Annotated in this window: 23 protein-coding genes; 12 read left to right on the forward strand and 11 right to left on the reverse strand. The window is 67.0% G+C overall.

Features of this window, described 5'->3' with window-relative positions; translation table 11 throughout:
* Positions 1–86: 86 nt before the first annotated feature.
* Genes KRR55_RS01910 through KRR55_RS01920 form a run of 3 tightly spaced genes read right to left on the reverse strand, consistent with a single transcriptional unit; the run spans position 87 to position 3,186 of the window.
* Complete coding sequence (locus tag KRR55_RS01910) at positions 87–1,088, reverse strand: TAXI family TRAP transporter solute-binding subunit (protein WP_217387343.1); 1,002 nt, start codon at positions 1,086–1,088, stop codon at positions 87–89.
* Positions 1,085–2,521 carry a sensor histidine kinase gene (locus KRR55_RS01915; protein ID WP_217387344.1) on the reverse strand — a complete coding sequence of 479 codons (1,437 nt, stop codon included), beginning with the start codon at positions 2,519–2,521 and terminating at the stop codon, positions 1,085–1,087. Before KRR55_RS01915 ends, KRR55_RS01910 begins: the two co-directional genes overlap by 4 nt.
* On the reverse strand, positions 2,518–3,186 hold the full coding sequence (locus KRR55_RS01920) for a response regulator transcription factor (protein ID WP_217387345.1): 669 nt from the start codon (positions 3,184–3,186) through the stop codon (positions 2,518–2,520). Before KRR55_RS01920 ends, KRR55_RS01915 begins: the two co-directional genes overlap by 4 nt.
* A 289-nt stretch (positions 3,187–3,475) precedes the next feature.
* Here KRR55_RS01920 and KRR55_RS01925 point away from each other — a divergent pair, with 289 nt between their 5' ends.
* A complete protein-coding gene (locus KRR55_RS01925) occupies positions 3,476–4,912 on the forward strand; it encodes an MFS transporter (RefSeq protein ID WP_217387673.1) in 1,437 nt (478 codons plus the stop codon).
* Positions 4,913–5,023: 111 nt separating this feature from the next.
* Here KRR55_RS01925 and KRR55_RS01930 read toward each other — a convergent pair whose 3' ends face one another.
* The 3 genes from KRR55_RS01930 to KRR55_RS01940 all read right to left on the reverse strand — a co-directional run bounded on the left by KRR55_RS01930 (position 5,024) and on the right by KRR55_RS01940 (position 7,545).
* Positions 5,024–5,347, reverse strand: a complete 324-nt coding sequence (locus KRR55_RS01930; RefSeq protein WP_217387346.1) for a hypothetical protein — start codon at positions 5,345–5,347, stop codon at positions 5,024–5,026.
* Between the two features lie 113 nt (positions 5,348–5,460).
* Positions 5,461–6,300, reverse strand: coding sequence for an aldo/keto reductase (locus tag KRR55_RS01935; RefSeq protein ID WP_217387347.1), 840 nt, complete (start codon positions 6,298–6,300; stop codon positions 5,461–5,463).
* Between the two features lie 54 nt (positions 6,301–6,354).
* On the reverse strand, positions 6,355–7,545 hold the full coding sequence (locus KRR55_RS01940) for an MFS transporter (protein WP_217387348.1): 1,191 nt from the start codon (positions 7,543–7,545) through the stop codon (positions 6,355–6,357).
* 158 nt (positions 7,546–7,703) lie between these two features.
* Between KRR55_RS01940 and KRR55_RS01945 the strand changes: the two genes are divergently transcribed.
* A complete protein-coding gene (locus tag KRR55_RS01945) occupies positions 7,704–8,150 on the forward strand; it encodes a MarR family winged helix-turn-helix transcriptional regulator (protein WP_217387349.1) in 447 nt (148 codons plus the stop codon).
* Positions 8,151–8,247: 97 nt separating this feature from the next.
* Here the strand turns inward: KRR55_RS01945 and KRR55_RS01950 are convergent, their stop codons facing one another.
* On the reverse strand, positions 8,248–9,504 hold the full coding sequence (locus KRR55_RS01950) for a hypothetical protein (RefSeq protein WP_217387350.1): 1,257 nt from the start codon (positions 9,502–9,504) through the stop codon (positions 8,248–8,250).
* A gap of 467 nt (positions 9,505–9,971) precedes the next feature.
* Here KRR55_RS01950 and KRR55_RS01955 point away from each other — a divergent pair, with 467 nt between their 5' ends.
* Both KRR55_RS01955 and KRR55_RS01960 read left to right on the forward strand, forming a co-directional pair.
* The gene (locus KRR55_RS01955) at positions 9,972–11,018 is read left to right on the forward strand and encodes an MBL fold metallo-hydrolase (RefSeq protein ID WP_217387351.1); all 1,047 of its coding nucleotides are present in this window, start codon (positions 9,972–9,974) and stop codon (positions 11,016–11,018) included.
* Complete coding sequence (locus tag KRR55_RS01960) at positions 11,015–12,355, forward strand: MFS transporter (protein WP_217387352.1); 1,341 nt, start codon at positions 11,015–11,017, stop codon at positions 12,353–12,355. Before KRR55_RS01955 ends, KRR55_RS01960 begins: the two co-directional genes overlap by 4 nt.
* 44 nt (positions 12,356–12,399) lie before the next feature.
* Here the strand turns inward: KRR55_RS01960 and KRR55_RS01965 are convergent, their stop codons facing one another.
* Positions 12,400–13,407 (reverse strand): LysR family transcriptional regulator, encoded by a 1,008-nt coding sequence (locus tag KRR55_RS01965; RefSeq protein WP_254455740.1) that lies wholly within the window; start codon positions 13,405–13,407, stop codon positions 12,400–12,402.
* On the opposite strand from KRR55_RS01965, the gene KRR55_RS01970 reads away from it, so the two are divergent.
* The gene (locus KRR55_RS01970; protein WP_217387353.1) at positions 13,406–14,164 is read left to right on the forward strand and encodes an IclR family transcriptional regulator; all 759 of its coding nucleotides are present in this window, start codon (positions 13,406–13,408) and stop codon (positions 14,162–14,164) included. The two genes, KRR55_RS01965 and KRR55_RS01970, sit on opposite strands and share 2 nt — an antisense overlap.
* Before the next feature lie 77 nt (positions 14,165–14,241).
* Here the strand turns inward: KRR55_RS01970 and KRR55_RS01975 are convergent, their stop codons facing one another.
* The 3 genes from KRR55_RS01975 to KRR55_RS01985 all read right to left on the reverse strand — a co-directional run bounded on the left by KRR55_RS01975 (position 14,242) and on the right by KRR55_RS01985 (position 18,667).
* Positions 14,242–16,236 (reverse strand): acetoacetate--CoA ligase, encoded by a 1,995-nt coding sequence (locus tag KRR55_RS01975; protein WP_217387354.1) that lies wholly within the window; start codon positions 16,234–16,236, stop codon positions 14,242–14,244.
* A 60-nt stretch (positions 16,237–16,296) separates the two neighbouring features.
* Entirely contained in the window at positions 16,297–17,187 is an 891-nt protein-coding gene (locus KRR55_RS01980; RefSeq protein ID WP_217387355.1) for an amidohydrolase family protein, read from the reverse strand.
* A 76-nt stretch (positions 17,188–17,263) separates the two neighbouring features.
* A complete protein-coding gene (locus tag KRR55_RS01985) occupies positions 17,264–18,667 on the reverse strand; it encodes an MFS transporter (protein WP_254455741.1) in 1,404 nt (467 codons plus the stop codon).
* A 268-nt stretch (positions 18,668–18,935) separates the two neighbouring features.
* Here KRR55_RS01985 and KRR55_RS01990 point away from each other — a divergent pair, with 268 nt between their 5' ends.
* The 7 genes from KRR55_RS01990 to KRR55_RS02020 all read left to right on the forward strand — a co-directional run bounded on the left by KRR55_RS01990 (position 18,936) and on the right by KRR55_RS02020 (position 25,865).
* Positions 18,936–19,772 (forward strand): IclR family transcriptional regulator, encoded by an 837-nt coding sequence (locus tag KRR55_RS01990; RefSeq protein ID WP_217387356.1) that lies wholly within the window; start codon positions 18,936–18,938, stop codon positions 19,770–19,772.
* Between the two features lie 403 nt (positions 19,773–20,175).
* Positions 20,176–20,934, forward strand: a complete 759-nt coding sequence (locus tag KRR55_RS01995) for an SDR family oxidoreductase (RefSeq protein ID WP_217387357.1) — start codon at positions 20,176–20,178, stop codon at positions 20,932–20,934.
* Positions 20,935–20,968: 34 nt separating this feature from the next.
* Positions 20,969–22,258, forward strand: coding sequence for an MFS transporter (locus tag KRR55_RS02000; protein ID WP_217387358.1), 1,290 nt, complete (start codon positions 20,969–20,971; stop codon positions 22,256–22,258).
* 172 nt (positions 22,259–22,430) lie between these two features.
* Positions 22,431–23,393, forward strand: coding sequence for an ABC transporter ATP-binding protein (locus KRR55_RS02005; protein WP_217387359.1), 963 nt, complete (start codon positions 22,431–22,433; stop codon positions 23,391–23,393).
* Entirely contained in the window at positions 23,390–24,145 is a 756-nt protein-coding gene (locus tag KRR55_RS02010) for an ABC transporter permease (RefSeq protein ID WP_217387360.1), read from the forward strand. The genes KRR55_RS02005 and KRR55_RS02010 overlap by 4 nt, the downstream gene beginning before the upstream one ends.
* Positions 24,082–25,233 carry a sensor histidine kinase gene (locus tag KRR55_RS02015; RefSeq protein WP_217387361.1) on the forward strand — a complete coding sequence of 384 codons (1,152 nt, stop codon included), beginning with the start codon at positions 24,082–24,084 and terminating at the stop codon, positions 25,231–25,233. Before KRR55_RS02010 ends, KRR55_RS02015 begins: the two co-directional genes overlap by 64 nt.
* The gene (locus KRR55_RS02020) at positions 25,230–25,865 is read left to right on the forward strand and encodes a response regulator transcription factor (RefSeq protein ID WP_217387362.1); all 636 of its coding nucleotides are present in this window, start codon (positions 25,230–25,232) and stop codon (positions 25,863–25,865) included. The genes KRR55_RS02015 and KRR55_RS02020 overlap by 4 nt, the downstream gene beginning before the upstream one ends.
* Positions 25,866–25,873: the final 8 nt, after the last annotated feature.

A 25,873-nucleotide genomic window follows, 5' to 3' on the forward strand; every position in this document is an offset into this window, starting at 1 on the left:
GGGAATCGCCCCATGCCCACTTGCCCGCCAGGGCAGGGGGCGTGGGGCGATGTCGTTGTCCCCGGGCACCGGCCGGCGGGGAAGTGCTACCCGTGCAGTTCGCGGTAGGCCGCGGCGGCGGCCGGGTGCAGCGGAACGTCGGCGGTGTTGATGAGGGAATTCGGGCTCAGGAACTGCACCCCGACGCTCGAGCGCGGAATCAGCTCGTCGGCGTGCCCCACCAGCAGGTCCACGGTGCGCCGCACCGTCTCGGCATCCAGGTCCATGCGGCACAGCAGCAGGTTGGCCACCCCGACCGTCCAGACCTCGTCGATCCCGGCATAGCTGTCGGCCGGTACCAACACCTTGTCGTAGAACGGGCCGTAGCGTTGGCGCAATCCCGGGAGCAGCGCCGAGAGATCCAGCAGCGCGAACCCGGAGGCCGCGTGGGCCTGGGCAATGGCGGCGGTGGGCACCCCGCCGGACCAGAAGAGCGCGTCCACCTCCCCGCCGGACAACGCGGCGACCCCGTCGTTGAGCCCCAGGGGCTTGACTGTCACGTGCCTGCCCCCGGCCGGGGGATTCGATTCCAGACCGGCGACCTCAAACAGCCGCGGGGTGATCAACGAGGTCCCGGAACCCGGCATGCCCACCGCCACGGTGCGCCCGGCGAGATCATCCAGGGTCCTGATGCCGCCGTCGCGACGCACCACGGCGTGGACGTAGTTCTGGTAGACCTTGCCCAGCGCCGCGATCTGTCCGCGGTTCACCCCGGAGGTCCCGCCCTGGAGCGAAGCGGCGTCGGCCAGCGCGACGGCCAGGTCCGCCCGCCCGGAAACCAGTTGGGCGACGTTGTCCAGGCTCCCGCCGGTGGGGTTCACCGTGGCGGTGTCGGCCACTCGGTGCCGTTGCAGGGAGGCGGCCAGCAGGGTGGCGAACTCCAGGTAGAAACCGCCCGGTTCGCCGCCGGCAACGACGATGGACGCGCGGCGGGAATCCGGGACGCAGGAGGCGAGCGCCGGGGCCAGCAGGGCAGCCGCGCCGGTGGCCAGGGCCGCGCGCAGCACCTGGCGCCGGGCCGGTAAAAGTGTGGGGGAAAAGTTGGTCATGCGGTGCCCTGCCCGGGGCCGGGTGCGGTGTCCACTGCGCCGAACTCGATGCGGGCGCGCAGCCCGTGGGGTTCGCGGGGCGAGAGCACCAGCCGTCCGCCGTTCGCGGTGGCAAGCTTGTCAACGATCGTCATGCCCATGCCGCTGCCGCGGATCGCGGAATGCTCGGGCGCACGCCAGAAGCGGGTGGTGGCAGCGGCCAGCTGCTCCGTGCCCAGGCCCGGGCCGGTGTCGGCGACCTCGAGGATCGTGCGCGAACCTTCGCGGCGCACCGAGGCGGTGATCTCCGCCCCCGGCGCGTACTTGACGGCGTTGTTCAGCAGCTCGCCGATCATTTGCGACAGTTCGATCCGGCTGCAGGAAAGTTCAGCGCCGGGGTCCTCGGCCGTGGCCAGGACCAGGCTTGACCCGGCAGCCAGGGCGGCGGGCCGCGCTCGGTCCACCTCTTCGGTGAGCACCACGAAGGCGTTGACCCTTCCGGATCCGGGGCCCTCGGGCACCTCGGCGGAAACACCGGCCGAGTCCTCGAGTGCCCGGTGTTCGGCAACGGCCAGCTTGAGCACCGAGTCAAGGATCTCCTCGACGCGCTCAAGTTCCGCCAGCACCCCGGCCCCGGCGGCCCGGGCCTTCTCCTCGCGCAATTCAAGGAGCAGCAGATCCACGCGCAGGCGCAGTGCCCCGATCGGGTTGCGCAAGTGGTGGGAGGTGTCCGCAATGAGCTGGCGCTGGGAGGCAATGAGTTCGCCCAAGGTGGAGGCCATGTCGGTGAAGGACCGGGAGAGTTCGCGCAGCTCCGGGGGACCGGCCTCCGGCAGCGCAGGAGTGTGGCCCGTGTCCTTGAACTCCCGCACCGCCGCGCCGAGCCGCTGCACCGGGCGCAGCACCCAACCGGTGACCCGGCCCGCCAGCAGCAGCAATACCGCGGCCAGAGCGATGGCGGCGATGGCGGTGACCAGCCAGCGGTAGCGCAGCTTGTCGCGGGCGGCATCGAGGTTGACCTCCATGACCGCCTCGCCGAGGACCTGGCTGGCGCTGCCGAAGGACCGGGAAATCACCTCGGTGCCCGTGCCGAAGGGCCTGACGGGATCCAGCGCGGTGTCGGCCAGGTTCAGCGAGGCCCGGGCCAGGGCATCGCGCACGTCGGCCCGCTCGGGGTCCAGCCCTCCGGAGACCAGGGTGTCCCGTTGCAGGCGCACCACCAGGCCCTCGTCGTAGAGGCCGGAGTAGGTGTCCATGTCCCGCTGCAGCACCGTGGTGTCCCCGTCGGTTGCCGCGTCGTAGGCCACCTGGGCGATCCGGTTCAGCGCGGCGACCCGGTTGATCTGCAGCTGCTGGGTCAGCTCGCGGCCCGCGGACGTGAGGATCACGTTGGACACCAACAACACCAGCAGCAGCACCAGCACGCTGAGCACGCCCAGGACGCGGAGCTTCACTGCGGGTCTGCCTCGATGCGGTAGCCGACGCCGCGGACGTTGACGATGAAGCCGGGCAGTGAAAGCTTGGAGCGCAGCCCGGTCAGGTGCACATCCAGCGAGCGGGAGGAGGCCAGGAAGGCGTCTCCCCACAGGGCATCGAGGATTTGCTCGCGGGTCACCACCGAGCCGGCGTTGCGGGCCAGCAGGGAGAGCAGGTCGAATTCGGTGGGGGTCAGGGCCAGCTCGGTCCCGGCGATCTCGGCCACGCGGCGGTCCAGGTCGATGGCCAACTCGCCGAGGCGGATGTGGGGGGTGCGGCGTCCGCCCGAAACCTTGGTCCGCCGGGTGACGGCCTCGATGCGGGCGAGCAGTTCCACGAGCTTGACCGGCTTGATCAGGTAGTCGTCGGCGCCCGAGCGCAGGCCCAGCACGACGGAGCGCTCGTCGTCGCGGGCGGTGAGGATCAGGATGGGCGAATCGGAGACCTGGCGCAGCTTGCGCAGCACCTCGAGTCCGTCCATGTCGGGCAATCCCAGATCCAGCAGGATCACGTCGAAGTCGCGGTGCCTGAGCAGGGCATCGGTGCCGCGGGCGACCCGGGTGGCGCCGTGTCCGGTGGACTTCACCGCGGCGGTGAGTGCCGCGGCCATGGAGTCGTCATCCTCTACGATGAGTACGTCCATGGCCCGGGTTCCTTGCTTCGTGGAGTGTGTCGTAAAAAAGTCGTGGTTTACGGGGGCAAATACGCGGTGCGCCCGTCTTGGAGAGTATCATTTCTTCGCGTTTCCCGCCCCCGCCCGCAGCCTTCCCGGGCGCCGCCGGGACGCGGGATGGACTCCTAAGGAAGTGTTAGGAATTCGCTTTCACGTTGGTTGTAACGTGTCTCACGATTACCTTGGTTGAGGCCCCGGTTGATTGTGGGAGCCACCAACGCAAGAGGAGGAACCCATGGGCCAAGCTGCCGTGGAGAACATGAAGAAGGCACCGCGATCCGGTGCCGGCACCAAAGATGCAAGCGAGGCGGCGGCAACCCGCAGGGCCGTCAGCAACATCCTCAAGGGCTCTGCCGGAAACCTCGTGGAGTGGTTTGACCTCTACGTTTACACGGTGTTTGCCGCGTACTTCCAGTCCCACTTCTTCAACTCGACCAACGAGCTGCAGGCGGGCCTCGAGGCCATGGCCGTCTTCGCCACCTCGTTCCTGATGCGTCCGGTGGGTGCCTGGTTCTTCGGCCGCTACGCCGACCGCCACGGCCGCAAGGCCGCGCTGACCCTCTCGGTCACCCTGATGAGCGGCGGTTCCTTCGCCATCGCGCTGTTGCCGACCCAGCAGGCCATCGGCATGTGGGCCATGGTCCTGCTGGTCTTCGTGCGCCTGCTGCAGGGCTTCTCGGTGGGTGGCGAGTACGGAACCAGCGCCACCTACATGTCCGAGGCCGCGACCTCCAGGCGCCGCGGGTTCTTCTCCTCCTTCCAGTACGTGACCCTGATCGGCGGCCAGATGATGGCCCTGCTGGTGCTGGTCATCCTGCAGAACACCATGAGCCACGAGACGCTCACCGCGTGGGGCTGGCGCATTCCGTTTGCCATTGGCGGCGTCGCGGCCCTCGTCGTGTTGTGGCTGCGCCGCACCATGGAGGAAACCGTCTCCGCCGAGCAGGTTGCCGCGGCCAACAAGCCAGGCGTTGCCGGCGAGGCCCAGCCGGGCACCATGAAGCTGCTCTTCACCCAGTACTGGAAGCCGCTGCTGGTCTGCATCGGCATCACCCTGGGCGGCACCGTTGCCTTCTACACCTACACAAACTTCATCCTGAAGTTCATGAACGACACCTCGGGCATCGAAAAGACCCAGACCTCGGTCATCAACTTCTGGGCGCTGTTCATCTTCATGCTGCTGCAGCCGGTCTACGGCATGATCTCCGACAAGGTCGGACGCAAGCCGCTGCTGCTCTGGTTCGGCATCACCGGCGTGCTGTTCACCTGGCCGCTGCTCTCGATGCTGTCCAAGACGCAGAACCCGGTCTTCGCCTTCCTGCTGATGATGGGCGGACTGGTCATCGTCGGCGGCTACACCTCGATCAACGCGCTGGTGAAGGCCGAGCTGTTCCCCGCCTCGATCCGCGCCCTGGGCGTGGGACTGGGCTACGCCATCGCGAACTCGCTCTTCGGCGGAACCGTCCCGCTGATCGGCGCTGCCCTGCAGAAGGCCGACCGCGTTGACCTGTTCTTCACCTACGTCACCGTGGCCATCGCGATCTCGCTGCTGGTCTACATCTTCGCGCTGAAGAACAAGAAGACCACGCACCTGGACAACGAGCAGGGCCACGCCTGGAACGGCAAGGCCGTCGAGGCCGACGGCCAGGGTGCCAAGGACCAGGACGGCGACAAGAAGGATCTCGTCGACGCCTAGTTCCACCGTTTCGCCGGGGTCGTCCCCGGAAAGGAAGCCACCCGTCATCACGCGTCCCAACGTGAAGGCGGGTGGCTTTCTGTGTGTGGCGCCGGGAGTGCCGGGGATTGGTTAGGCTGCTGACCCGGGGGAGGCCTGCGATGCCCGGATGGCACGGCGCAGGTCCTCCAGGTCCGGCTGGCCAGCGAAACCACTCGGGGTTCGGTAGACACGACATGACACCGCCGGTTCCGTCCCGGATTCAAAGAGGTCGGCGCCGTTGAGGCTGAAGCTCGGAGATCCGTGGAAATCGTGGAGGGCTGCCTCCTGATCCGTGCGGATTTCACGCACGAAGGCCGGAACCGCGATGCCCTCCAGTTCAAGCGCGGTGGCAAAGAGTTCCCGGGCGGATTCGGAATTCGGGCATCCGGGGATCACCTGCAAGATCGGTTCCACGTCTTGAGTATCGCGCGTTTGGGTCGCGGCCGTAAAGCGGGCAGGCGGCCCAAAGTCCGGTGGCCGTCCCTCGAGAACGGGGATGCGGCCACCGGGCGCCATGCGTTGGGTTCCTAGCCGTTGAAGGTGCCGGGGAACGGACCGGTGCGCCCGTCCCGTTCCAGCCCGTCGAGCGCTGCGACCTGGCCGGCGTCCAGATGGAACCCGAAAACGTCCAGGTTCGAGGCCATGCGCGAGGCGGTGACTGACTTCGGAATCACCACGTTGCCCTGCTGCAGGTGCCAGCGAAGGACGACCTGGGCCGGGGTGACCCCGTGGACCCGCGCGGCGGCCAACACGGAGGGGTCATCCAACACGGCCCCCTGGGCCAAGGGGCTCCAGGCCTCGGTCGCGATGCCGTGTGCGCGGTTCATGGCCGCGGTTTCCCGGTTTTGCAGGAAGGGATGCAGTTCCACCTGGTTAACGGCCGGAACCGTGCCGCCGAGCTCGAAGATGCGTTCGAGCTGTCCGGGGAGGAAATTAGAGACGCCAATGGACCGGGTCAGGCCCTCGGCGCGCAATTCCTCCATTGCCTGCCAGGACTCGAGGTAGGCATTGGTGTCGGTGCCCGGCCAGTGGATCAGGTAAAGGTCCACATGGTCCAGGCCGAGCCTCTCAAGGCTTGCGGACAAGGCGTCACGCGCAGACGCCCGGCCCAGGTCAGCCAGCCAGAGCTTGGTGGTCACGAAGAGTTCGTCGCGCTGGATGCCGGATTCGGCCAGTGCACGTCCCACTCCTGACTCATTGCCGTAAATGGCGGCGGTGTCGATGCTGCGGTATCCGGTTTCAAGGGCCGTGGCCACCGCCTCGGTGGTCTGGTCGTCCGGGACCTGGAAGACGCCGTATCCAAGTTGCGGCATGGTGGTGCCGTCGTTGAGGGTGACGGTCGGGATGGTGGTCGTTGAGCTGGTCATGGGAATACTCCTTGGATTGACGGGAAAGGTGTTGATGGTGGCGTGCCCGTCGTCCTAGACGGTGATCGGCACGGAAGCGGAAGTCCGCGACTTGGCGTATTCGCCGCCCCGGACGCGGGTGGCGATAAGCATGACCGCGAGTCCGGCAACGGTGATGGCGGCTCCGGCCCACAGAGGGGAGGTGTAGCCCAAGCCCGCGGCGATGGTCAGTCCGCCGGCCCATGCGCCCAGTGCGTTGCCCACGTTGAAGGCGGCGATGTTGGCCCCCGAGGCGAGGGTTGGTGCGTGGGCGGCATGGTTCATGATGCGCATTTGCAGGCCCGGGACGGTGGCGAAGCCGATTCCGCCCATGAGGACGAGCGCAATGATGGTGGCGACCTTGTTGTCGGCGGTGAGCGCGAAGGCCACCAGGACGACGGTGAGGATCGAAAGCACGGTGATCAGCGTTGCCGCCAGGTTGCGGTCGGCGGCCTTGCCACCGAGGATGTTGCCCGCGAAGAGGCCGAGGCCGAAGAGGACCAACAACCACGGGACCGAGCTGGCGGCAAAGCCGCTGACACCGGTGAGCGTGAAGGCGATGTAGGTGAAGGCGCCGAACATGCCGCCGTAGCCCAGGATGGTCACGATCATGGACAGCCAGACCTGGGGGCTGCGGAAAATGCCGAATTCGCCGAAGATTCCCTTGTTGCCCGACCGGGCAAGGTTTCCTGGAACCAGGAGCATGATGCCAACGAGGGCGACGACGCCGATGGCAGTAATGGCCCAGAAGGCGGAACGCCACCCGGTGGCCTGGCCCAGCAGGGTGCCGAAAGGCACGCCCAAGACGTTGGCGATGGTCAGGCCCGCAAACATGAATGAAATGGCGCCGGCCCGCTTGTTGTCTGCCACCAGGTCTGCGGCAACGACAGAGCCAATTCCGAAGAATGCTCCGTGGCAGAGGGCCGCAACGATCCTGCCGACCATGACGATTTCATAGGTGGGACCCGTGGCGCTGAGCAGGTTTCCGATAATGAACAGGAGCATCAGGAACAGCAATGACTTCTTGCGGTCCAGCCTGCTGAGCACCGCGGTGAAGATGATGGCGCCGATGGCCACGGCGAGTGCGTATCCGGAAATGAGGTAGCCGGCGACGGTTTCGGTAACGCCGAAATCTGCGGCAACCTCGGGCAGGAGGCCCATGATGACGAATTCCGTCAATCCGATTCCAAAGCCGCCGAGGGCGAGGGCGTAGAGAGCTACGGGCATGGTGAACCTTCGGTGTGTGAGGGTTGGAAGAAGATGCGAAGGGTGTCCCCGCATCAATCGTTGCGTATGCAACTAACTGCTAACGCAATGATTGCACACGCGTTATATCGGCGCAAGGTGATATGCTGAGGGGGACGAAAACACAAGGAGAATCACCCATGGGGATCAAGGACGACGCTGTACAGATCCGCGCGCAGGGATGGCGCACGCTCGCCGCACTGCACAACCTCATCGAGGGGGAGCTGGAGCGCGCGCTGCAGGCCAAGCACGGGCTGTCCGTTGTGGAATTCACCGTGCTTGACGCCCTGAGCCGGCAGGACGGTTGGCACATGCGCATGGCCCAGCTCGCCCGCGCCGCGGCCCTGTCCAGCAGTGCCACCACCCGGCTGGTGACCCGGCTCGAGGATCGCGCCCTGCTGACCCGCATCCTGTGCACGGATGACCGCCGCGGCATCTACACCGAACTGACAGCCGCGGGGGAGAAACTTCTGGCCGAGGCCCACCCGACGCACGACGCCGTGCTCCGCTCGGCACTGGAAAGTGCGGCGCGGGTGCCCGAACTCCAGGACCTGGTCACCGCGGTGGCTCCCGAGGGCGAAAACTAGCGATTCGTCCCACTATTCACGATGCCGCGACTCCACCGCGGGGCGCGTACGATGGGCGACCGGCCGTTCGCGGTGCCCCGGCCCCGCGCGGGATCAGTCAGTCGCCGGCGCCCAGGTAGCTGGGATCGTCCGCGTCCAGGGGGTCCGCATAGTTGACCTCAAGCCCGGCCGGCTCGGCGACGGCATAGGCAACCATTTTCTTGAGCACCGGAGGAATCCGATAGTGCGAATCGCGGAGCACCAGGCCCTCGTCGCACAACAAATCCAAAGTCATTTGCGCGATCATCAGGTCAAGTTGGTCGTCGCCGGCTGTTGCGTCAAGGGCGGTTTCCAGGTGCTCCACCGAGTACCCGTCCTCGGTCGCGGCGTCCAGGAGCATCGACGTCATGATGATGCCTTCAATGTCTTCGTTGGACAGATCTTCCGTGGTGCCCTGGTGGGCCTCGCGATCCCCATCGACGGCCGTGAACCGGAGATAAAGGCACAATGCGACATCGCGGATGATGTGCATCAGTAATTCTTCGCGATCGAGTCCGGTGGCTGCGGCCAACGGGCGGTGCATCGTTGCCCGGCGTGCGCCCAGCTCGATGATGCCTATTCGCACCAGCGCCTCCCAATACAGGTCCAGGCGTGGAACGTCCCGGGCCGTGGTCACCCGCAGTGGTTCGCCTTCACGGGCGGTGAACATCGTCGGATCCGTGTTCACGCCCACGGCCGCAACACCCAGGGCCGCGGCGGCACCTTGGATGTCCTTTCGCGTCAACACGCCCTTGGACGTAACGTCGCGTTTTTCGCCGAACCACTCCAGGAATGATTGGAGGCGACCTGACAAGGGCAGTGCGAGCAGGCTGTCTCGGGTTTGTTTGCGGGTCAGGGCGGGAACCTCAAGGACCCGGCCGTCGAAGGTCGCGTCGGACTGTTCGTCGATGATTTCCAGTATCGCTTCCTGGGCTGCCTCGAACTGGGCGTCGCTGCCACTCCAAAGGTCCGAGTCGTCCAGGAACAGCAGGTATCCCATGACCACGTGCAGGACGAAGTCGAGATCGTCGTCAGAGTCTTCGGTGAGATACCAGACCAAGGTCGCTACGGTGGGGGAGAGCTGCAAGGTAGTCGTGTCCGCGCCACCGCCAAGTCGCACGTAGTGCCCGAGGAATTCATGAAGAACCGGCAGCGGATCGCCAATGGCAGTCAGGGACGTGTTCGCGCGAACCCACTTCATGAAGCGTGCCGAGACGTCGTCCCCGGTGCTGCGGGCGCGGAACTCGTCAATGCTGACGATCTGTCCGGCGGCCGCGGACCGCGCGGGGTGTCCCTGCTTGGTCTTGTTGGATGTCGACGGCTTCTTCTTGGTCATGGGATCTCACAATCGATAAGGCGCAGTCGGACGACTCCCCATCACAGTACAACAGGCGCGCGCCCCGGGGCTTGGTGCATTGCCCGGATCGAGGCGACCGCTTGGGGCCACGTGTGAAGGGTGGCCGGGCCGACCGCGAATGGACTTCCCCCGGGCTCCGGCCCTCGCGCGGCCGGCAACAATGTCCGCTGAGCCCAAGCATGAACGGGGTCCCGAGGGTGACGATACGAGGATTTGATCGCCCGGACGTCGGAACCGCTGGCGGAGACGTAGCACGACGCGCGCTTCTGCGCCGAGGAGTTCGATTCCACTCCTTGCTCGGCCGCTTCTGCCGCAGGAGGGCACCCCTCGAGCGATATAGGTAAAACCGGTGAATTGGATCGATAAAAACAGTTTTACGTCTGTGCCGTAAGGCTACATCCTTGTGTGAAGGACATCTCATTCTTCTCGCATAAGGAGCAGAACACGTGCAAGGCACTTCCCTGAAACCACACGTCGTCACGTTGGGGACGGCCGGCGGACCGCGCTGGTGGACCGGCGAAAACGCCGGCAAGCGCGCGGGCATCGCCACCGCCGTGGTCGTCGGCGACGCCGTGTACCTGGTGGACGCCGGGACCGGCGTCGGCAACCAGCTCATGAAGGCCGGGTTCAGCACCGCGAACCTGCGCGGCATCTTCCTGACCCACCTGCACTCCGACCACACCATCGACCTGGCGTCGCTGGCGATCTTCGGACTGTTCACCATCACCCCCGGCCAGGCACCGATCCACATCATCGGCCCCGGCGACCGCGGCGCCCTGCCGCCGGCCTCCCCGCGCGCCCAGGTCCCGCCGACCCCGCTGTACCCGGAAAATCCGACCCCGGGCACGGCGGACATGTTCAGCCACCTCATGCAGGCCTACGGCACCGACCTGAACGACCGTGTGATCGATGCCCTGCGTCCCTCCCCGCTGGACCACTTCATAGCTTCTGACATCGCGATCCCCGCGGGCACCGGATACCACCCGAATGGGAATCCGACGCCCGAGGACTTCGAGCCCTTCGAGATCTACCGGGACGAGCTGGTCACCGTGACAGCCACCCTGGTCAAGCACCCGCCGATCGCCCCGGCCTTTGCCTTCCGCTTCGACACCGCCGAAGGCTCCGTGACGATCTCCGGGGACACCGCGCCCTGCGACAACCTCGTGCGGCTCGCCCGCGACACCGACCTGCTGCTGCACGAGGCCATCGACTTCGACTGGGTCCAGCGCAGCTACGGAAGCATCGGCACCGAGGCCGCCCAGGCCTCCATGGACCACCACCGGCTCTCGCACACCTCGGCCGCCCAGGCCATCGAGCTCGCCGAACGCGCCGGGGCCCGGACCCTGGCCCTGCACCACCTGGTGCCCGGGACCACGCCACTGTCCACGTGGCTCTCCCACTCCAAGGATTTCTCCGGAACCTTCCTGGTGCCCGAGGATCTCGATACCATTTCCTTTAGCCGCATTCGAACAGAAATGATGGTTGCACGATGAGCCACACCCAAACACCCGCCGGGAACTCCGCCGACATTGTCGTCCCGTCGCTGAACTCACCGCACATGCGCAGGATCCTGGCCTCCAGCTTCATCGGCAGCGCCATCGAGTTCTACGACTTCATTCTTTACGCAACCGCCGCCTCGCTGGTGTTCAACAAGGTCTTCTTCGTCAACCAGTCACCTGCCGTGGCCCTCTTCGCCTCCTTCGCCACGCTCGCGGTTGGCTACCTGGCCCGCCCGCTGGGCGGCATCATCTTCGGGCACTACGGGGACAAGCTCGGGCGCAAGGGCGTGCTGATCACGTCCATGGTGATGATGGGCGTCGCCTCGACCATCATCGGCCTGTTGCCGCCGACCGCGCAGGTCGGCATCATTGCCCCGATCGCACTGATCACCCTTCGCATCATCCAGGGACTGGCCGTGGGCGGGGAATGGGGCGGGGCCATGCTCATGGCCCTGGAACACGCGCCCAAGGAGCGCCGCGGTTTCGCGGCGAGCTTCGCGAACATGGGCGGCCCGGCCGGCGCGGTGCTGGCAACCCTGGCTGTCTCCGCGGTCTCCACGCTGCCCACCGAGCAATTCCTGGCCTGGGGCTGGCGCATCCCGTTCATCGCCAGCCTGGGTCTGGTCGCCATCGGCCTGGTCATCCGCCTGAAGGTCGCCGAGTCCCCGCTTTTCCTGGCCCTGGAGGGCAAGGCCGAGGAGCGCAAGATCCCGCTGCTGCAGGTGCTGACCAAGTACCCGAAGTCGGTGCTCATGGGCACGCTGGTGGGCATGAGCTCCTACACCGTGCAGGGCCTGATGACGGTCTGGGCCATCTCCTACGTCGTGGAGGAAGCCGGCATGGACCGCACCGCGGTGCTCAACATCAAGGCCGTGGGCGCCACCCTGACCATCGTCGCGGTGTGGTTTGCCGCCCGCTACTCGGACAAGCTGGGCCGCCGCCCGGTGATGATGTTCGGCATCCTGGCCGGCGCGGTGCTTGCCCTGCCGATCATGTGGATGCTGCAGCTCGGCGAGCTCTGGCTCTTCGCGATTGCGCTCTTCCTGGCCAACGGCGTCATCCAGGGCACCATCTTCGGCCCGTTCGGCGCCTTCACCGCGGAGCTGTTCCCCACCCGCATCCGCTACACCGGGGCCTCCCTGGTCTACCAGCTGTCCTCCACGCTGGGTGCCGGCTTCACCCCGATGATCGTCACCGGCCTGGTGCTGGCCGGCGGTGGCTCGCTCTGGCTCGCCGGGGCCGTGTGGGCAGCGGTCTTCATCATTGCCGCGCTGGCCATGCGCAGCATCAAGGAAGGCAAGGACGCGGACCTGGGCGCCGAGGAGATGTAGCACCAGCCGCCTCGCTCCGCCGTGCGGGGGCCGGAAGCGTCCGTTCAGGGCGCCTCCGGCCCCCGCTCGCGTTCGGCCCCGACCCGTTCGCAGAATTCGATGAAGGCGCGCAGCCGCAGGCTCGGACGCTCGGCGGCCGTGTAGGCGACGCAGATGTCGCTGTGCCCCACCTGCCCCTCGATCTCCAGCACTGCAAGCGGCAGCCCGTCGTAGCTCACATCCGCCGGCGGGCGCTGCACCAGCACCGTGTAGCCCAGCCCGCGGGCGACCATGCCGCGCACCGCCTCGAAGTTTGAGCTGCTCCAGGCGATCTTCGGGTCCAGGCCCGACATGCGCAGGTTGACCAGCTGGTTGTCGCGCACCGTGGGGATGTCCAGGGACACGAAGTCCTCGTCCGCCAGGTCGGCCAGCCGCACGGTCCCGTTCCCCGCGAGCCGGTGTCCGGCCGGAAGCAGCACGTAGGGGCGCCCGCTCATCACCGTGGTGTGCTGCACGTGGGGCAGCAGGTGGCGGGTGTGGGTGATCACCGCATCGAGGTAGCCCTCCAACAGGCGCTCCTGCAGCTCGGCGCCGTCGCCCTCGGTGATGCGCACCTCGAGCCCCGGATGCGGCTTGGTGAACTGCTCGCAGACCACCGGCAGCCAAAAGGCCGAAAGCCCCGAATACATCCCGATGTTCAGCGGCCCCACCAGGCCGCTCTGGCGCTCGCCGATCAGGCCCTGGACCTCTTCGGCGTGCCTGACCAGATCCTTGGCATCGCGCAGGAAGTGTGTTCCCACCGCGGTCAGCACGACGCCGCGGGCCCGGTGGCGCACCAGCAGCTGGGAGCCGACGATGCGCTCGAGTTCCCCGATGGACTGGGACATCGCTGCCTGCGAGATGTGGCAGGCCGCCGCGGCACCGGAGATCGTGCCGGCATCGGCCACGGCGATGAAGTACTGCAATTGCTTGAAGGTGTAGTTGACCACTTCTCCAGCGTAGGTGATGTGCGTGCGGTCACGAGGCGCCGGGCGTTGCGTTGCGGTCACCCGGCTGTGCCATGATTTCAGCATGGAGAACAAATCCTCGCCCGTCGAGTCGGTGGACCGCGCCCTGCTGTTGGTGCTTGCCATGCGCGATGACGGCCCGCTCTCGGTCAAGGCCGCGGCGCAGCTGTTGGACGTGGCACCCTCGACGGCTCACCGGCTGTTGACCGCTCTGGCTTTCCGCGGCTTCGCCGCCCAGGGCCACGACCGGACCTACCGGCAGGGGCCCGAGCTTTCCGGGAACGCCCCGCAGGCGATTTCCACCCAGAAGCTGCGCCAACACGCGCAGTCGGCACTGGTCCGGCTGCAGGGCACGGTGGGGGAGACGGTGCAGGTCATGGTCCTGAACGGAGGAAACATCCAGTTCGTCGAGGGCGTCGAGTCGGCGCGGACCCTGCGCGTGGCCAAGCGCGTCGGGGACATGATGCCGGCCTTCGTGTCCTCCGGCGGCAAGGCGATGCTGGCGCGGCTGACCAACGCCGAGCTGGAGGAGCTGTACCGTTCCGGGCTGCCGCCCTGGGCCACCGGCAAGACCACCACCGTGGCTTCGCTCAAGCGACTCATGACCAAGGTCCGCCGGGACGGCTACGGCACCAGTTTCGAGGAAACCGAGCAAGGCGTGGTGGGCCTGGGAGTCAGCATCAACGACGCCGACGGTCGCCCGGTTGCCGCGGTGACCACCGCAACTCCGAGCATTCGCTTCAATCGCTCCGCGATGCCGCAGCATATAGAGGCACTGCAGCTGGCCGCCACGGAGATCATGGAGAAACTGCGCGGAGGCTGAGGTCCCGCGTCGAACGGGGCTGGACACTCGGTGCCGCCGGCGCCTCCCCGCGGGGAGACGCCGGCGGCACCTGTCGATTAGGCGGCGGCCAGGATGCGGGAGACGGACTGCACCGTCTCGTCCAGGTCCTGCGGATTGACCAGCACGCCGGTGTCCAGCACGCCGCCGGATCCGCCCTGCACCAGGCGCTTGAGCGGGATTTCCATGCGCTTGCCGGTGCGCGTGCGCGGGATGCTGCGCACGAACAACACGTGGTCCGGGACGTGGCGCGGGGAGAGCTGGGTGCGCAGCGCGGTGCGGATCGAGCGCTCCAGTGCCACGGTGTCGGCGTCCTCCTCGGCCTCCACCAGCAGGACCAGCTGGCCCATCGCGCCACCCTGCTCAAAGTGCATCACCATGGCGTCGTTGACGCCGGGGTGGCCATCGAGCAGTGCATAGAACTCGGCGGTGCCCAGGCGCACGCCGCCGCGGTTCAGCGTGGCGTCCGAGCGGCCGGTGATGACCCAGGTGTCGCGTTCGGTGCGCACCAGCCAGTCGCCGTGGCGCCAGACGCCCTCAAAGACATCGAAGTAGCTGGCGTTGTAGCGCTCATTGTCCGGATCGTTCCAGAAGAACACCGGCATCGAGGGCATGGGCAGCGTGGCGACCAGCTCGCCGGGTTCCCCGTGCAACGAATTGCGGTCATGGTCCCAGGAATCCACGGCAACGCCCAGTGGGCGGCAGGCCATTTCCCCGGCATGGACGGCGGACAGCGGGCTGGCGCCCAGGAAGGCGGCGCAGATGTCGGTGCCGCCGGAGGTCGGCGCCATTACCAGATCGGGATTGATCGAGTCATACGCCCAGCCTGCAACGTCTGCGGCCAACGGGGAACCGGAGCACTGGATCTCGCGCAGCCGGCCCAGGTCCCACTTCTTTCCCGGTTCCACACCCGCGTGGGCGCAGGCGGCCAGGTAGGCCGATCCGGTGCCCATGTAGGTCGATTCGGTTTCGGCCATGACCGCCCACTGCGACCATTCGCCGTCAAGGGTCGGCCAGTTGGGGTCCCCGTCCTGCAGGACCACGGTGGCGCCCACCAGCAGCGAGGAGGCGCCCATGTTCCAGACCATCCACCCGGTGGTGGAGAACCAGTAGGCGGTGTCGGCCTCGGAGATGTCGAAGTGCAGGCCCATGGCCTTGTAGTGCTCCAGCAGCAGGCCGCCGTGGGAGTGCACGATGGCCTTGGGGGTGCCGGTGGTGCCGGAGGAAAAGAGCACCGTCATGGGGTGGTTGAAGGGCACCGGCTCAATGACGGCCGTGGCGCGTTCGGCGGTGAAGTCGGCCCAGGACAGGGCACCGGGTGCCGCGGTTTCGGTGTCCAGGTCTTCGTCGAGGTAGGGCAGCAGCACGGTGGGGATGCCCGGCAGCTCGGCGCGGACGGCTGCCAGGTCGTTGAGCTTGGAGATCGGCCTCTCGCCCCAGCGGTAGCCGTCGATGGAGATCAGCAGGCTTGGCTCGAGTTGGCCGATGCGGCCCAGGACGCCCTTGACACCCATTTCCGGCGGGACGCAGCACCAGATGGCGCCCAGGCCGATGACGGCGAAGTAGGCGGCGAGGGTTTGCGGGATGTTGGGCAGGTATCCGGCGACCCGGTCCCCGGGCTTGATCCCCTGGCGGATCAGGCCCTGCTGGATGCGTTCGATTTCCTCGGTGAGCCGGGCGCCGGTCCAGTCGACGCTGCCGTTGGTCTGGCTGCGGGACTTGACCATGGTGTCCTCCGGGCGCCGTGCGAGGGAGCGCAGGATGTGCTCGGTGAAGTTGATCCTGGCCCCGGTGAACCATTGCGCCCCGGGCATGGTTCGTTCGGTGAGCACCGAGGTGTGCGGGGCGTGGCTGATGATCTCGAAGTGGTCCCAGACCTCGCCCCAGAAGTCCTCGAGGTTCTGAACCGACCAGGCCCAGGCGTCCTCGTAGTCGGCGAAGTGCCTGCCGGTCTTGGCCTCGATCTTTTCCAGGAAGCGGCCCATTTGGCTGTTTGACCAGTCTGCGCGGGCAGGTGCGGGCCGCAGCAGGGTGCCGGGTTCGGTGTTCTTCATGGTTCTTTCCTTTAATGGTGTTCGTATATCCGGGGTGCCCGACGACGGGACTGCGGTGCGTTAGGAGGCGATGGTGCCGGAATCGAGTCCGAGCAACTTCACGGCGTTGTCCTTGGTGATCTTTTGCCGCGGTCCGTCGCGCAGCTCCAGCTTGGCGAAGTCGGCCATCCAGCGGTCAGGCGGCAACAGCGGGTAGTCGGACCCGAAGAGGACCTTGTCCTGGAGCATGGTGTTGGCATACTGCACCAAATTGGCCGGGAAGTACTTGGGGGACCAGCCGGAGAGGTCGATATACACGTGGTTGTGGCGGACCGCCACGGCCAGGGCCTCGTCCTGCCAGGGGAAGGACGGGTGGGCCATGATGATGCGGAGTTCGGGGAAGTCCACCGCCACGTCGTCCAGGGCCAGCGGGTTGGAGTATTTCAACCGGATCCCGCCGGAGCCGGGCATGCCGGCTCCGATGCCGCTCTGGCCGGTGTGGAAGAGGGCGGGAACGCCCAGGGACTGGATTTCCTCGTACAGCGGGTAGACGGCGTGGTCGTTGGGGAAGAAGGACTGCAGGTTCGGGTGGAACTTGAATCCCTTGATCCCGTAGTCCTGGACCAGGATGCGGGCCTCGTTGATGGCCGCCTTCCCGCGGGCGGGATCGATGCTGGCGAAGGGGATCAGCACGTCTGCGTGCTTGGCGGCCTCCTCGGCGATGTAGCGGTTGGAGATCGGCGGGTGGCCTGTGGTGGCCTCGTGGTCCACGGTGAAGACGACTGCCGCCATGTTGCGTTCGCGGTAGTGCGCCGCGACGGCCTCGATCCCCAGGGGGTCGTGGGCAGCGCCGAAATGCGCCTGGGCCGCCTCGCGGAAATCGTCGGGCATGTCGGTGTGGCCGTGGTCATCGGATTCAATGTGGACGTGCATGTCGATGGCGACGAGGTCCGCGACGTTGATCTTGCTCATGGGTGGAGTCTTTTCCTTGCCGGTGGCGGACGGGTCCGCCACCGTTGGCGGGGCTGTGGTGGAGGAGTGGGTCGAATCAGGAGACGGTGGCGGCAACGGGTTGCGCCGTGCGGGCCTGGCGCTTGAGCGAGTGCCCCAGGGCCAGGATGCACAGGGCGGATGCGGCCAGCGGGGCGGCGAAGAGCACGAAGATGTTCTCCGGCTTCCAGCCTCCGGACAGCAGGTAGCCGACCAGGATCGGGGCAACGATGGAAACCAAGCGGCCCAGGCCAATCATCCAGCCGACACCGGTTGCCCGGGCACGGGCGCTGTAGATCTCGGGGGAGACCGTGTAGAAGCCGGCGATGCCCGCGGTGGTGAGCATTCCCAGGAAGAGGGCGAGCACCATGGCCAAGGTGATCTGGCTGAAGAGCATGGAGAAGACGATGTAGGCGGCGGCCGATCCGAGAAGCGCGATGACCAGCAGCGGGCGTGCGCGGTAGCGGACGGCCAGGGCGCTGAAGACGAAGCAGCCCAGGATGCCGCCGGCGTTGGCGATGGTTCCGGTGGTGACGCCTGCCGAGTTGTCGCCGGTGACGCCGGCAATGATCTTAGGGGTCCAGGTGTTGGCGAAGTAGTAGGCGGCCACAAGGCAGCCGTAGCCGGCCCAGAGCATGAAGGTGCGGAAGCGGATCGGGCCGGTGAGGATCTCACGGATCGCCGACTGTTCCTTGCCGGTGGCCGTGGAGGCAGGCAGGGTGTCGAGCGCGGGGCGCCCGATCTTGGCAAGGATGTTGTTCACGCGACCGAGTGCGCCTGCCGGGCGGCGGGTGAACAGGTAGTCGAGGGATTCAGGCAGCCAGACCCAGGAAACGACGAGCATGATGATGGTCAGGACCGCGCCCACGGCGAAAAGGGACTGCCAGCCGAGGCTGGGGATCAACGGTCCGGCCACGATGCCGCCGATGGTGGCGCCGATCGGGTAGCCGGCGGTGTAGATTCCCATGATCGAGCCGCGGCGCTTGTCCGAAGAGTATTCGGAGACCAGGACGTTGAGGTTGGCCATCATGCCGCCGACACCCAGGCCGGTGACGATCCGGAAGACCAGGAGCTGGGTGGCATCGGTGGCGAAGACCGAGGCAACCATGCCGATGCTGATGACCACCAGCGAGATCAACGTGAGGCGGCGGCGACCAATCTTGTCGGCGAGCGGAGTCAGGAAGATGGAACCGGCAGCCATGCCGAACAGGCTTGCGCTCAGCAGGAATCCGAGGGCGGCCGGTGCGATGCCCCACTCGCGGGAAAGTACCGGCGCGGCGTAGGCCATGGCGGCCACGTCGAACCCATCGATGAGAATCAAGGTCAAGGCGATGACGACGGCCATCACCTGGAACCGGCTCATGGCCGAACTGCGTATTTCCGCGAGAGTTTCCATGGGGGCTTCCTGGTTGGGTGAGAGGGAATCGGGGGGAACGCCGCCCGACAGTGTGAGCTTAGTCATGAAATCGAAGCTCATCCACATTTTGAACGCAGATTCCTTATTGCGGAATCGCGGTTCTAACAGGAATCGCCAAATTGCCGTAATTTTAGGCTTTTCAGGTGGATTTGGGCATTTGTTCGAGCGGAAAGTAGTTGACGAGTCGTTCCGTATGAAGGAATTCTTGACCGAGGATGAGGGGCGGGCGGGCTTGCGCCGGGGAGTGGCGAGGGTTGCGCCTCGGCCACTTCCGATGCAGGCGTGCCGGCCGGTGTCGTGGGATGCTTGAGCCATGACCAACTCCACGCCCGATGCGGCCGCGGGCGACGTCGAGTCCTGGACCGATGGCGTGGCCCACCCGCCCATCGAGTCCGTTGACCGCGCGCTGCAGCTGGCGCTCATGCTCCGCTTCGGCGGTGCCCTGACGGTCACCGAGGCCGCTGCGCGACTCGGGGTGGCGGTCTCCACGGCACACCGCCTGCTGGCGGCCCTTTCCTATCGGGGGTTTGCGAGTCAGGACCGGGAGCGGCGCTATGTTGCGGGACCTGTTCTTGCCGCCCAGGCGGTCGGGGCCATAGCCCGAAGTTCACTGCGCGACCTGGCTCGCCCTGCGCTTGAGCGGCTCCATGTCCGGCTCCATGAAAGTGTGGGCTTCATGGTGCTGGAAATGGGTTCAGTTCGTTTCCTGGACGGCATAGATGAAATGGAGCAAAACCTGCGGGTGGTGATTCGCATCGGCGACAAGCTGCCGGCATTTGAATCGGCCGGGGGCAAGGCCATGCTGGCGCAACTGCGAAATGACGACCTGGCCGCCGTTGCATCCGCTTCGGGGGCTCCGGTGCCGCTGGATGAGCGGGCCGGGGCGGAAGGCGGATCGCTCGCAACGTTGAAGCGGCATCTGGCCGTGGTTCGCCGCAACGGCTACGGGGTGAATCTGGAGGAAACGTCGCCGGGCATCTGCGGAGTGGGTGTTGCGATCCCCACGACAGGACAGCCACTCGGGGCCTTTACGACTGTTCTGCCCACTGCCCGCTTCCATCGGGACGAGCTCAAGGGCTACGTCGATGCCCTCGTCCAGGCGGCGGAAGAGACCGGTCGTCGCATCGCGGATCTGACGCGCGCGCTCTGAGGCCGGAGCGTCCCTGGCAGGGCATCGATCCGCGATCCGTGTGACCAAGGGAATGTTGTGTTCGGCTTTCCTCTGGACGGAAAAGTTGACGAGAATTCCCGACCAGAATCCCTGATTGCATGTATTTGCATATAATTTCTACGAGGGTGAGAACTCGACATTCCGGCAGTGGGAAAACCGTAATATCGGTGTGATCAGCGCCGTTGACGCTCGGTTCGGGCGAGCCTACTGTATGAAATGCATCAACACCGGAAGCGGAATTCCTTTCCGCACCGTGAGAAGCAAACAAGCACGGACCGTCACCCGCCGGACCACCTGGCCCGAGAGTCCCGGCCCTCACCGTACATAGGAATGCGAACCGAAGCCGTGGGAACCACGGCGTCGTGTAGAAGGAGTCGAAATCATGTCACAGCGTGTACTCATCACCGCCGGAGCCGGCGGAATCGGACTGGCCATCGCCAAGGCATTCGTTGCCAACGGTGCCCGCGTCCACATCGCCGACGTCAACGCCGAGGCCGTCGCGGCCATCGTCGCGGAAAACGAAAACATCACCGGATCGGTGGGCGACATCAGCAAGTCCGAGGATCTTGATGTGCTCTTCAAGGACGTTGAGGAACAGCTCGGCGGACTGGACGTGCTGATCAACAACGCCGGCATCGCCGGTGCCACCGCACCCGCCTCCGACTACCCCGTCGACACCTGGGCCGCGGTCGTGAACATCAACCTCACCGGCACCCTCATGGTCACCCAGCGCGCCATCCCGCTGCTGAAGGAATCGGACGCGGGATCCATCCTCGTGATGTCCTCGCTCGCTGGCCGCTTCGGCTACCCGAACCGCATCGCCTATTCCACCACCAAGTGGGGACTCGTCGGCTTCACCAAGACGCTCGCCCTGGAACTGGGTGAAGACGGCATCACCGCCAACACCATCCACCCCGGTGCCGTCGACGGCCCGCGCATGGGCAGCGTGCTGGCCGGTCGCGCCGAGGTCAACGGCACCACCATCGAGGAAGAAACCAACAAGGCGCTGGACAACCAGTCGATCCGCAAGTTCATCGACCCCAACGACATCGCCCAACTGGCCCTTTTCCTGGCCGGCCCACACGCCCGCACCATCTCGGGACAGATGTTCCCGATCGACGGCGACTCGAAGCACACCTAAAAAGCGAAACCCCTAGCTGAATCGAAGACCGGACATGTCCACCACGAGTTACACTTCCGGCGGAAACCTGACACAGGCCGACGCGGGCAACCCCCGCGTCGGCCTCTGGAGGGGCCGCATCCCTATCATCGTTGGCCTGCTCCTCTTGGGCATCGGCCTGCGCTACGCGGTCACCGGGCTCTCGCCGCTGCTGACCACCGTCACCGGCGAACTGGGCATCGGCACCGCCGGCGCCACCTTCATCGGCATGCTTCCCACGCTGAGCTTCGGCATCGGCGGCTTCCTGGCCCCGGTCATCGTGCGCAGGATCGGGCTCGAGGCAACCGCCCTGGTTGCCGTGATCCTGGCCGCCGCCGGAACGCTGGTGCGTCCCTTCAGCGACAGCCCCGCGATGTTCATGGCGCTGACGTTCGTTGCCCTGCTGGGCATGGGCTTCGGCAACGTGGCGGGTGCCCCGTTGGTCAAGAAGCACTTCCCCGACCGCCAGGCCTCCATGGTCACCGTGTTTGCCCTGCTCATGCAGGCCGGGGCGACGCTGCCTGCCATGACGGCGCTGCCGCTGGCCAATGCCGGCGGCTGGCAGCTCTCGCTCGCCTCCTGGGGCGTGCTCTCACTGGTGGCCGTCCTGCCCTGGACGCTGGTGCTGCTCAAGGAGCGCCGCAGCGGTGCTCCCGCCGCCCAGGCCGCCACGGCAGGCGCCGCGGCCGGATCGAACCTTTCACTGGGCCGGCTGGTCGCCAGCCCCGTCGCGGTCGGCACCGCGCTGTTCTACGCGATGGCGTCGCTGAACATCTACGCCATGCTGGCCTGGCTGCCCACGATCATGCAGCAGGGCTTCGGGCTGGACAAGGGAGCGGCAGCGACCGCGTTCTCCATCTACACGTTCATGACCCTGCCGATGGCCGTGATCACCCCGCTGATCGCCAACAAGATGCGCAACCCCGCGATCCTCGCGGTCGTCCTGGCCGCGGCCGGCCCGCTGGGCTACCTGCTCATGGTCCTGGGCATCGGCCCGCTCTGGCTCGCCGCACTGGTGGCAGGCCTGGCGGGAGGCGCCTTCCCGCTGGCCATCGCGATGTTCAACCTGCGCAGCCGCACCACGGCGGGGTCCGCGGCCATGGCGGGCTTCGCCATGGGCGTCGGCTACCTCTTCGGCACCCTCGGCCCGTTGCTGGGCGGCTGGCTGTTCTCCACCACCGGCGGCTGGACCGTCCCGCTGTGGGTGTACGTGGCAACGTTCATCCCGATGGCCCTGGGAGGAATGATGATGGCCCGCACCGGACGCTACGTCGAGGACACGGCAGGGACCGCCGCCAAGGCGTAATCCCCGCCGCTCGCGGCGGCACGACCCACCATCAGGGAATGTGAAAGGCCCGGTCAGCGACCGGGCCTTTCGCGCGCCATGCGGCGCAAGCCGTCCGGGCCAGGGCAACCGTCATTCCAAGGCATGACATTTTGCACTTCTGCCCCCGGCGCGCGCCGAGCAGACTTGGAACATGAAAACCACGACCGCACGGCAATCGGCATCGTCAGGGGCGGCGCAGCCCCACGCCACGGCCCTGGAACTGCAGGGCGTGCGCAAGTCCTTCCACACCCACGAGGGCAGGTTCGAGGCCGTCGCGGGAATCGACCTGCGCGTGGGCACCGGTGAGATCGTGGCGTTCCTGGGCCCGAACGGCGCAGGCAAGACCACCACCATCGACATGATGCTCGGACTGACCGCGCCCACCTCGGGCACCATCTCCGTGTTCGGCAAGGCCCCGCGCGAGGCCATCGAGGCGGGAGAGATCTCGGCGGTCCTGCAGACCGGCGGGCTGCTGCGCGACCTCACGGTGCGCGAGACCGTCACCGCGATCGCCGCGCTGCACGGGGCAAGGGACCGCATCGACACCGTCATGGAGCGCACCGACATCCTCTCCCTGGCCAAGCGCAAGGTCTCCAAGTGCTCGGGCGGCGAGCAGCAGCGGCTCAAGTTCGCCCTGGCCCTGCTGCCGGATCCGCGCCTGCTGATCCTCGACGAGCCCACCGCGGGGATGGATGTCTCGGCGCGCCGCTCCTTCTGGGACACCATGCGCCAGGACGCACTGGCCGGGCGCACCGTCCTGTTCGCCACCCACTACCTGGAAGAGGCCCAGGACTTCGCCGAACGCACCGTGCTCATCGGGGCCGGGCGGGTGCTGGCCGACGGTCCCACCGCGCAGCTGCGCGAGATGACCGGGGGACGCGTGGTCGGCGCAACGCTGCCGAGAGGTCGTCCCACGGAACCCGCGGTGGCTGCCCTGCAGGCCCTCGAGCGTGTCGCCGCGGTGCAGCTGAACGGGAACCGGGTCACGGTGACCGGCCCCGATTCCGACGCGGCGGCGCGGATGCTGCTGAACGAGCTGGGCGCCACCGACCTGGAAATCACCTCCCCGACCCTCGAGGCGGCCTTCATGGCACTGACCGGAGAAGACTCATGAACCCGACCTATGTACGCATCGAACTTTTCCGCCAATCCCGGGACGTCGGGAACCTGATGTTCACGGTGCTGATGCCCGTGGTCATGTACCTGCTCTTCGGGAACATGTTCGGCGGCGGCGGGGAACCCGCCGGCAACGGGAACGTGAAGTTCTACGTCATGTCCTCGATGGCGGCCTACGGCGCGGCGCTTGCCACCACCTCGATTGCCGGGACGGCCTCCACCGAGGCAATGCTGGGATGGGGGCGACAGATCGCCCTGACACGCATCAAACCCTCGGGTTTCGTCGCCTCCAAGCTCGCCGTGGCCATGATCGTTGCCACCGGCTGTGCCGGGTTGGTCTTCGCCGTCGGGGCGGGCACCGGTGCGCGGGCCGATGCACCCTGGGTCTGGACCGCCAGCTTCCTGCTAACCGTGCTCGGATGCGGGATCTTCGCCCTCTACGGGATGGGCATCGGCATGGCCTTCAAGTCGGAGACTGCGCTGGGGGTGGCAAGCGGCGGCATGGTGTTCTTCGCCTTCTTCGGCAACGTCTTCATGCCGCTGAGCGGGACCATGCTGGAGATCGCCCGCTTCACCCCCATGTACGGCTACGCGGGGCTGGTGCGCTACCCGTTGACCGAGGGATTCGGCGCCGGCGAGGGGGCTGGCACGGATTCGCCGGGCCTGCTTGTCGCTAACCTAGTGGCATGGACCCTTCTCTTCGCGCTGTTCGCCCTCTGGGCGGTTCGCCGGTCCCGGGCGCGGCGGTGAGCGCGGATCCCGGGGAGCCGGACGCCTTCTGGTCCCGCTTCGGCTGGCTGCTGGCAGCGGTCTGGGTCGTCTTCCTCATCTTCCCGGTCCTTTCCATCGCCGAGTCCACGCTCCCGCTGCCGGCGCGCGTGGTTGGCTACGGGTTGGTGGCGGCCTTCGCCGCCGTTTACCTGTGGGGCTTTTTCACCTACAGCTCGGAGCTCGGGGTCAGCGTCAGCGGCCACGCCCGCGCCTGGATCCCCTTCGGTGCCCTGTTGGCGATCACCGCTGCCACCCTTCCGCTCCTCGGGGCCGATGCCATCAGCTTCGGCCCGTTCCTGATCAGCTTCGCCGCCTACCTGCTCTCTGTGCGCAGCATGTGGATCGTCAACGCCGCGGTGCTTGCCGCCGCCCTCTCGGTCGCCATTCCCGCCGGGCTGGGCGACTACGTCTTCCTGCTCGGTCTGCTGGTGGTGCTCATCGTCGTCAACGCGGTCAACACCACGCTGATCCGGCGCAGCATCGCGGACGACGACTTGCGCCTTGACTACGCCCTGTTGGCCGAACAGGAGCGGATGGCCCGGGACGTGCACGACGTGCTGGGCCACTCGCTCACCGCGATCGGGCTGAAGGCCGAGCTCGCCGAGCGGCTGCTGGATTCCGACATGGAGGCGGCCCGCGCCGAGCTGCGGCAGATCCGCGCGCTGAACACCGAGGCGCTGGAGTCCATCCGCGCCACTGTCGGCGGTCTGCGCCGCACCAGCCTGGCACAGGAACTCGCCTCCGTTCGTGCAGCCCTCGACGACGCGCGGATCAGGGCGGTGCTGACCGGCAACGCGCAGGAGATCGACCCGGTTCGTTCCACCGCCCTGTCCTGGATCCTGCGCGAGGCAGCCACCAACGTGCTGCGCCACGCGCACGCCACCACCTGCTGGATCCACATCGCCCCGGGGGTGCTGGGCATCGAGGACGACGGGGATTCACTGGCGGGAAGCGCCGAGGGACACGGCATCCGCGGGATGCGGGAGCGGGCGCGGCTGGCCGGGGCGCACTGCGAGATCGGGGCATCGGCACACGGGGGAACCAGGGTCGCGGTGAGCTGGGCATGAGCGCTCCGGAACCGGCCGGAGCCGCCCCCATCCGGGTGTTGCTGGCGGATGACCAGGCACTGGTGCGCGGGGCGCTTGCCGCCCTGCTCAACCTCGAACCCGACATCGAGGTCGTGGCCCAGGCCGGGGACGGCGCGCAAGTGGTGGCGCTCGCCGAGGAACATCGGGTGGACGTTGCCCTGCTGGATATCCAGATGCCCGTGGTGGACGGGCTCGTGGCCGCCGGCCTGCTGCGGGCGCGGCTGCCGCGGTGCAAGGTGCTGATGGTGACGACCTTCGACCGTCCCGGATACCTGCGTGCCGCCCTCGAGGCCGGTGCCAGCGGCTTCCTGGTCAAGGACACCCCGTCGGCCGAGCTCGCCGCGGCGGTGCGCCGCGTGCATTCCGGTCACCGGGTGGTTGACCCGTCGCTGGCGGCCCGGTCGCTGCTGCACGGGGCCAACCCGCTGACCGAGCGCGAGCGCGAGGTCCTGGCCCTGGCCCGGTCCGGAACGCCGGTGGCGCAGATCGCCGCGGCGCTTCACCTGGGTGCCGGCACCGTGCGCAACCACCTCTCCAGCGCCATCGGCAAGACCGGGGCCGCCAACCGCATCGAGGCCGCGCACCTGGCCAGCGAACAGGGCTGGATCTAGCCGATGTC

The sequence above is a fragment of the Paeniglutamicibacter quisquiliarum genome (genome assembly GCF_019084045.1).
GTDB lineage: Bacteria > Actinomycetota > Actinomycetes > Actinomycetales > Micrococcaceae > Paeniglutamicibacter > Paeniglutamicibacter quisquiliarum.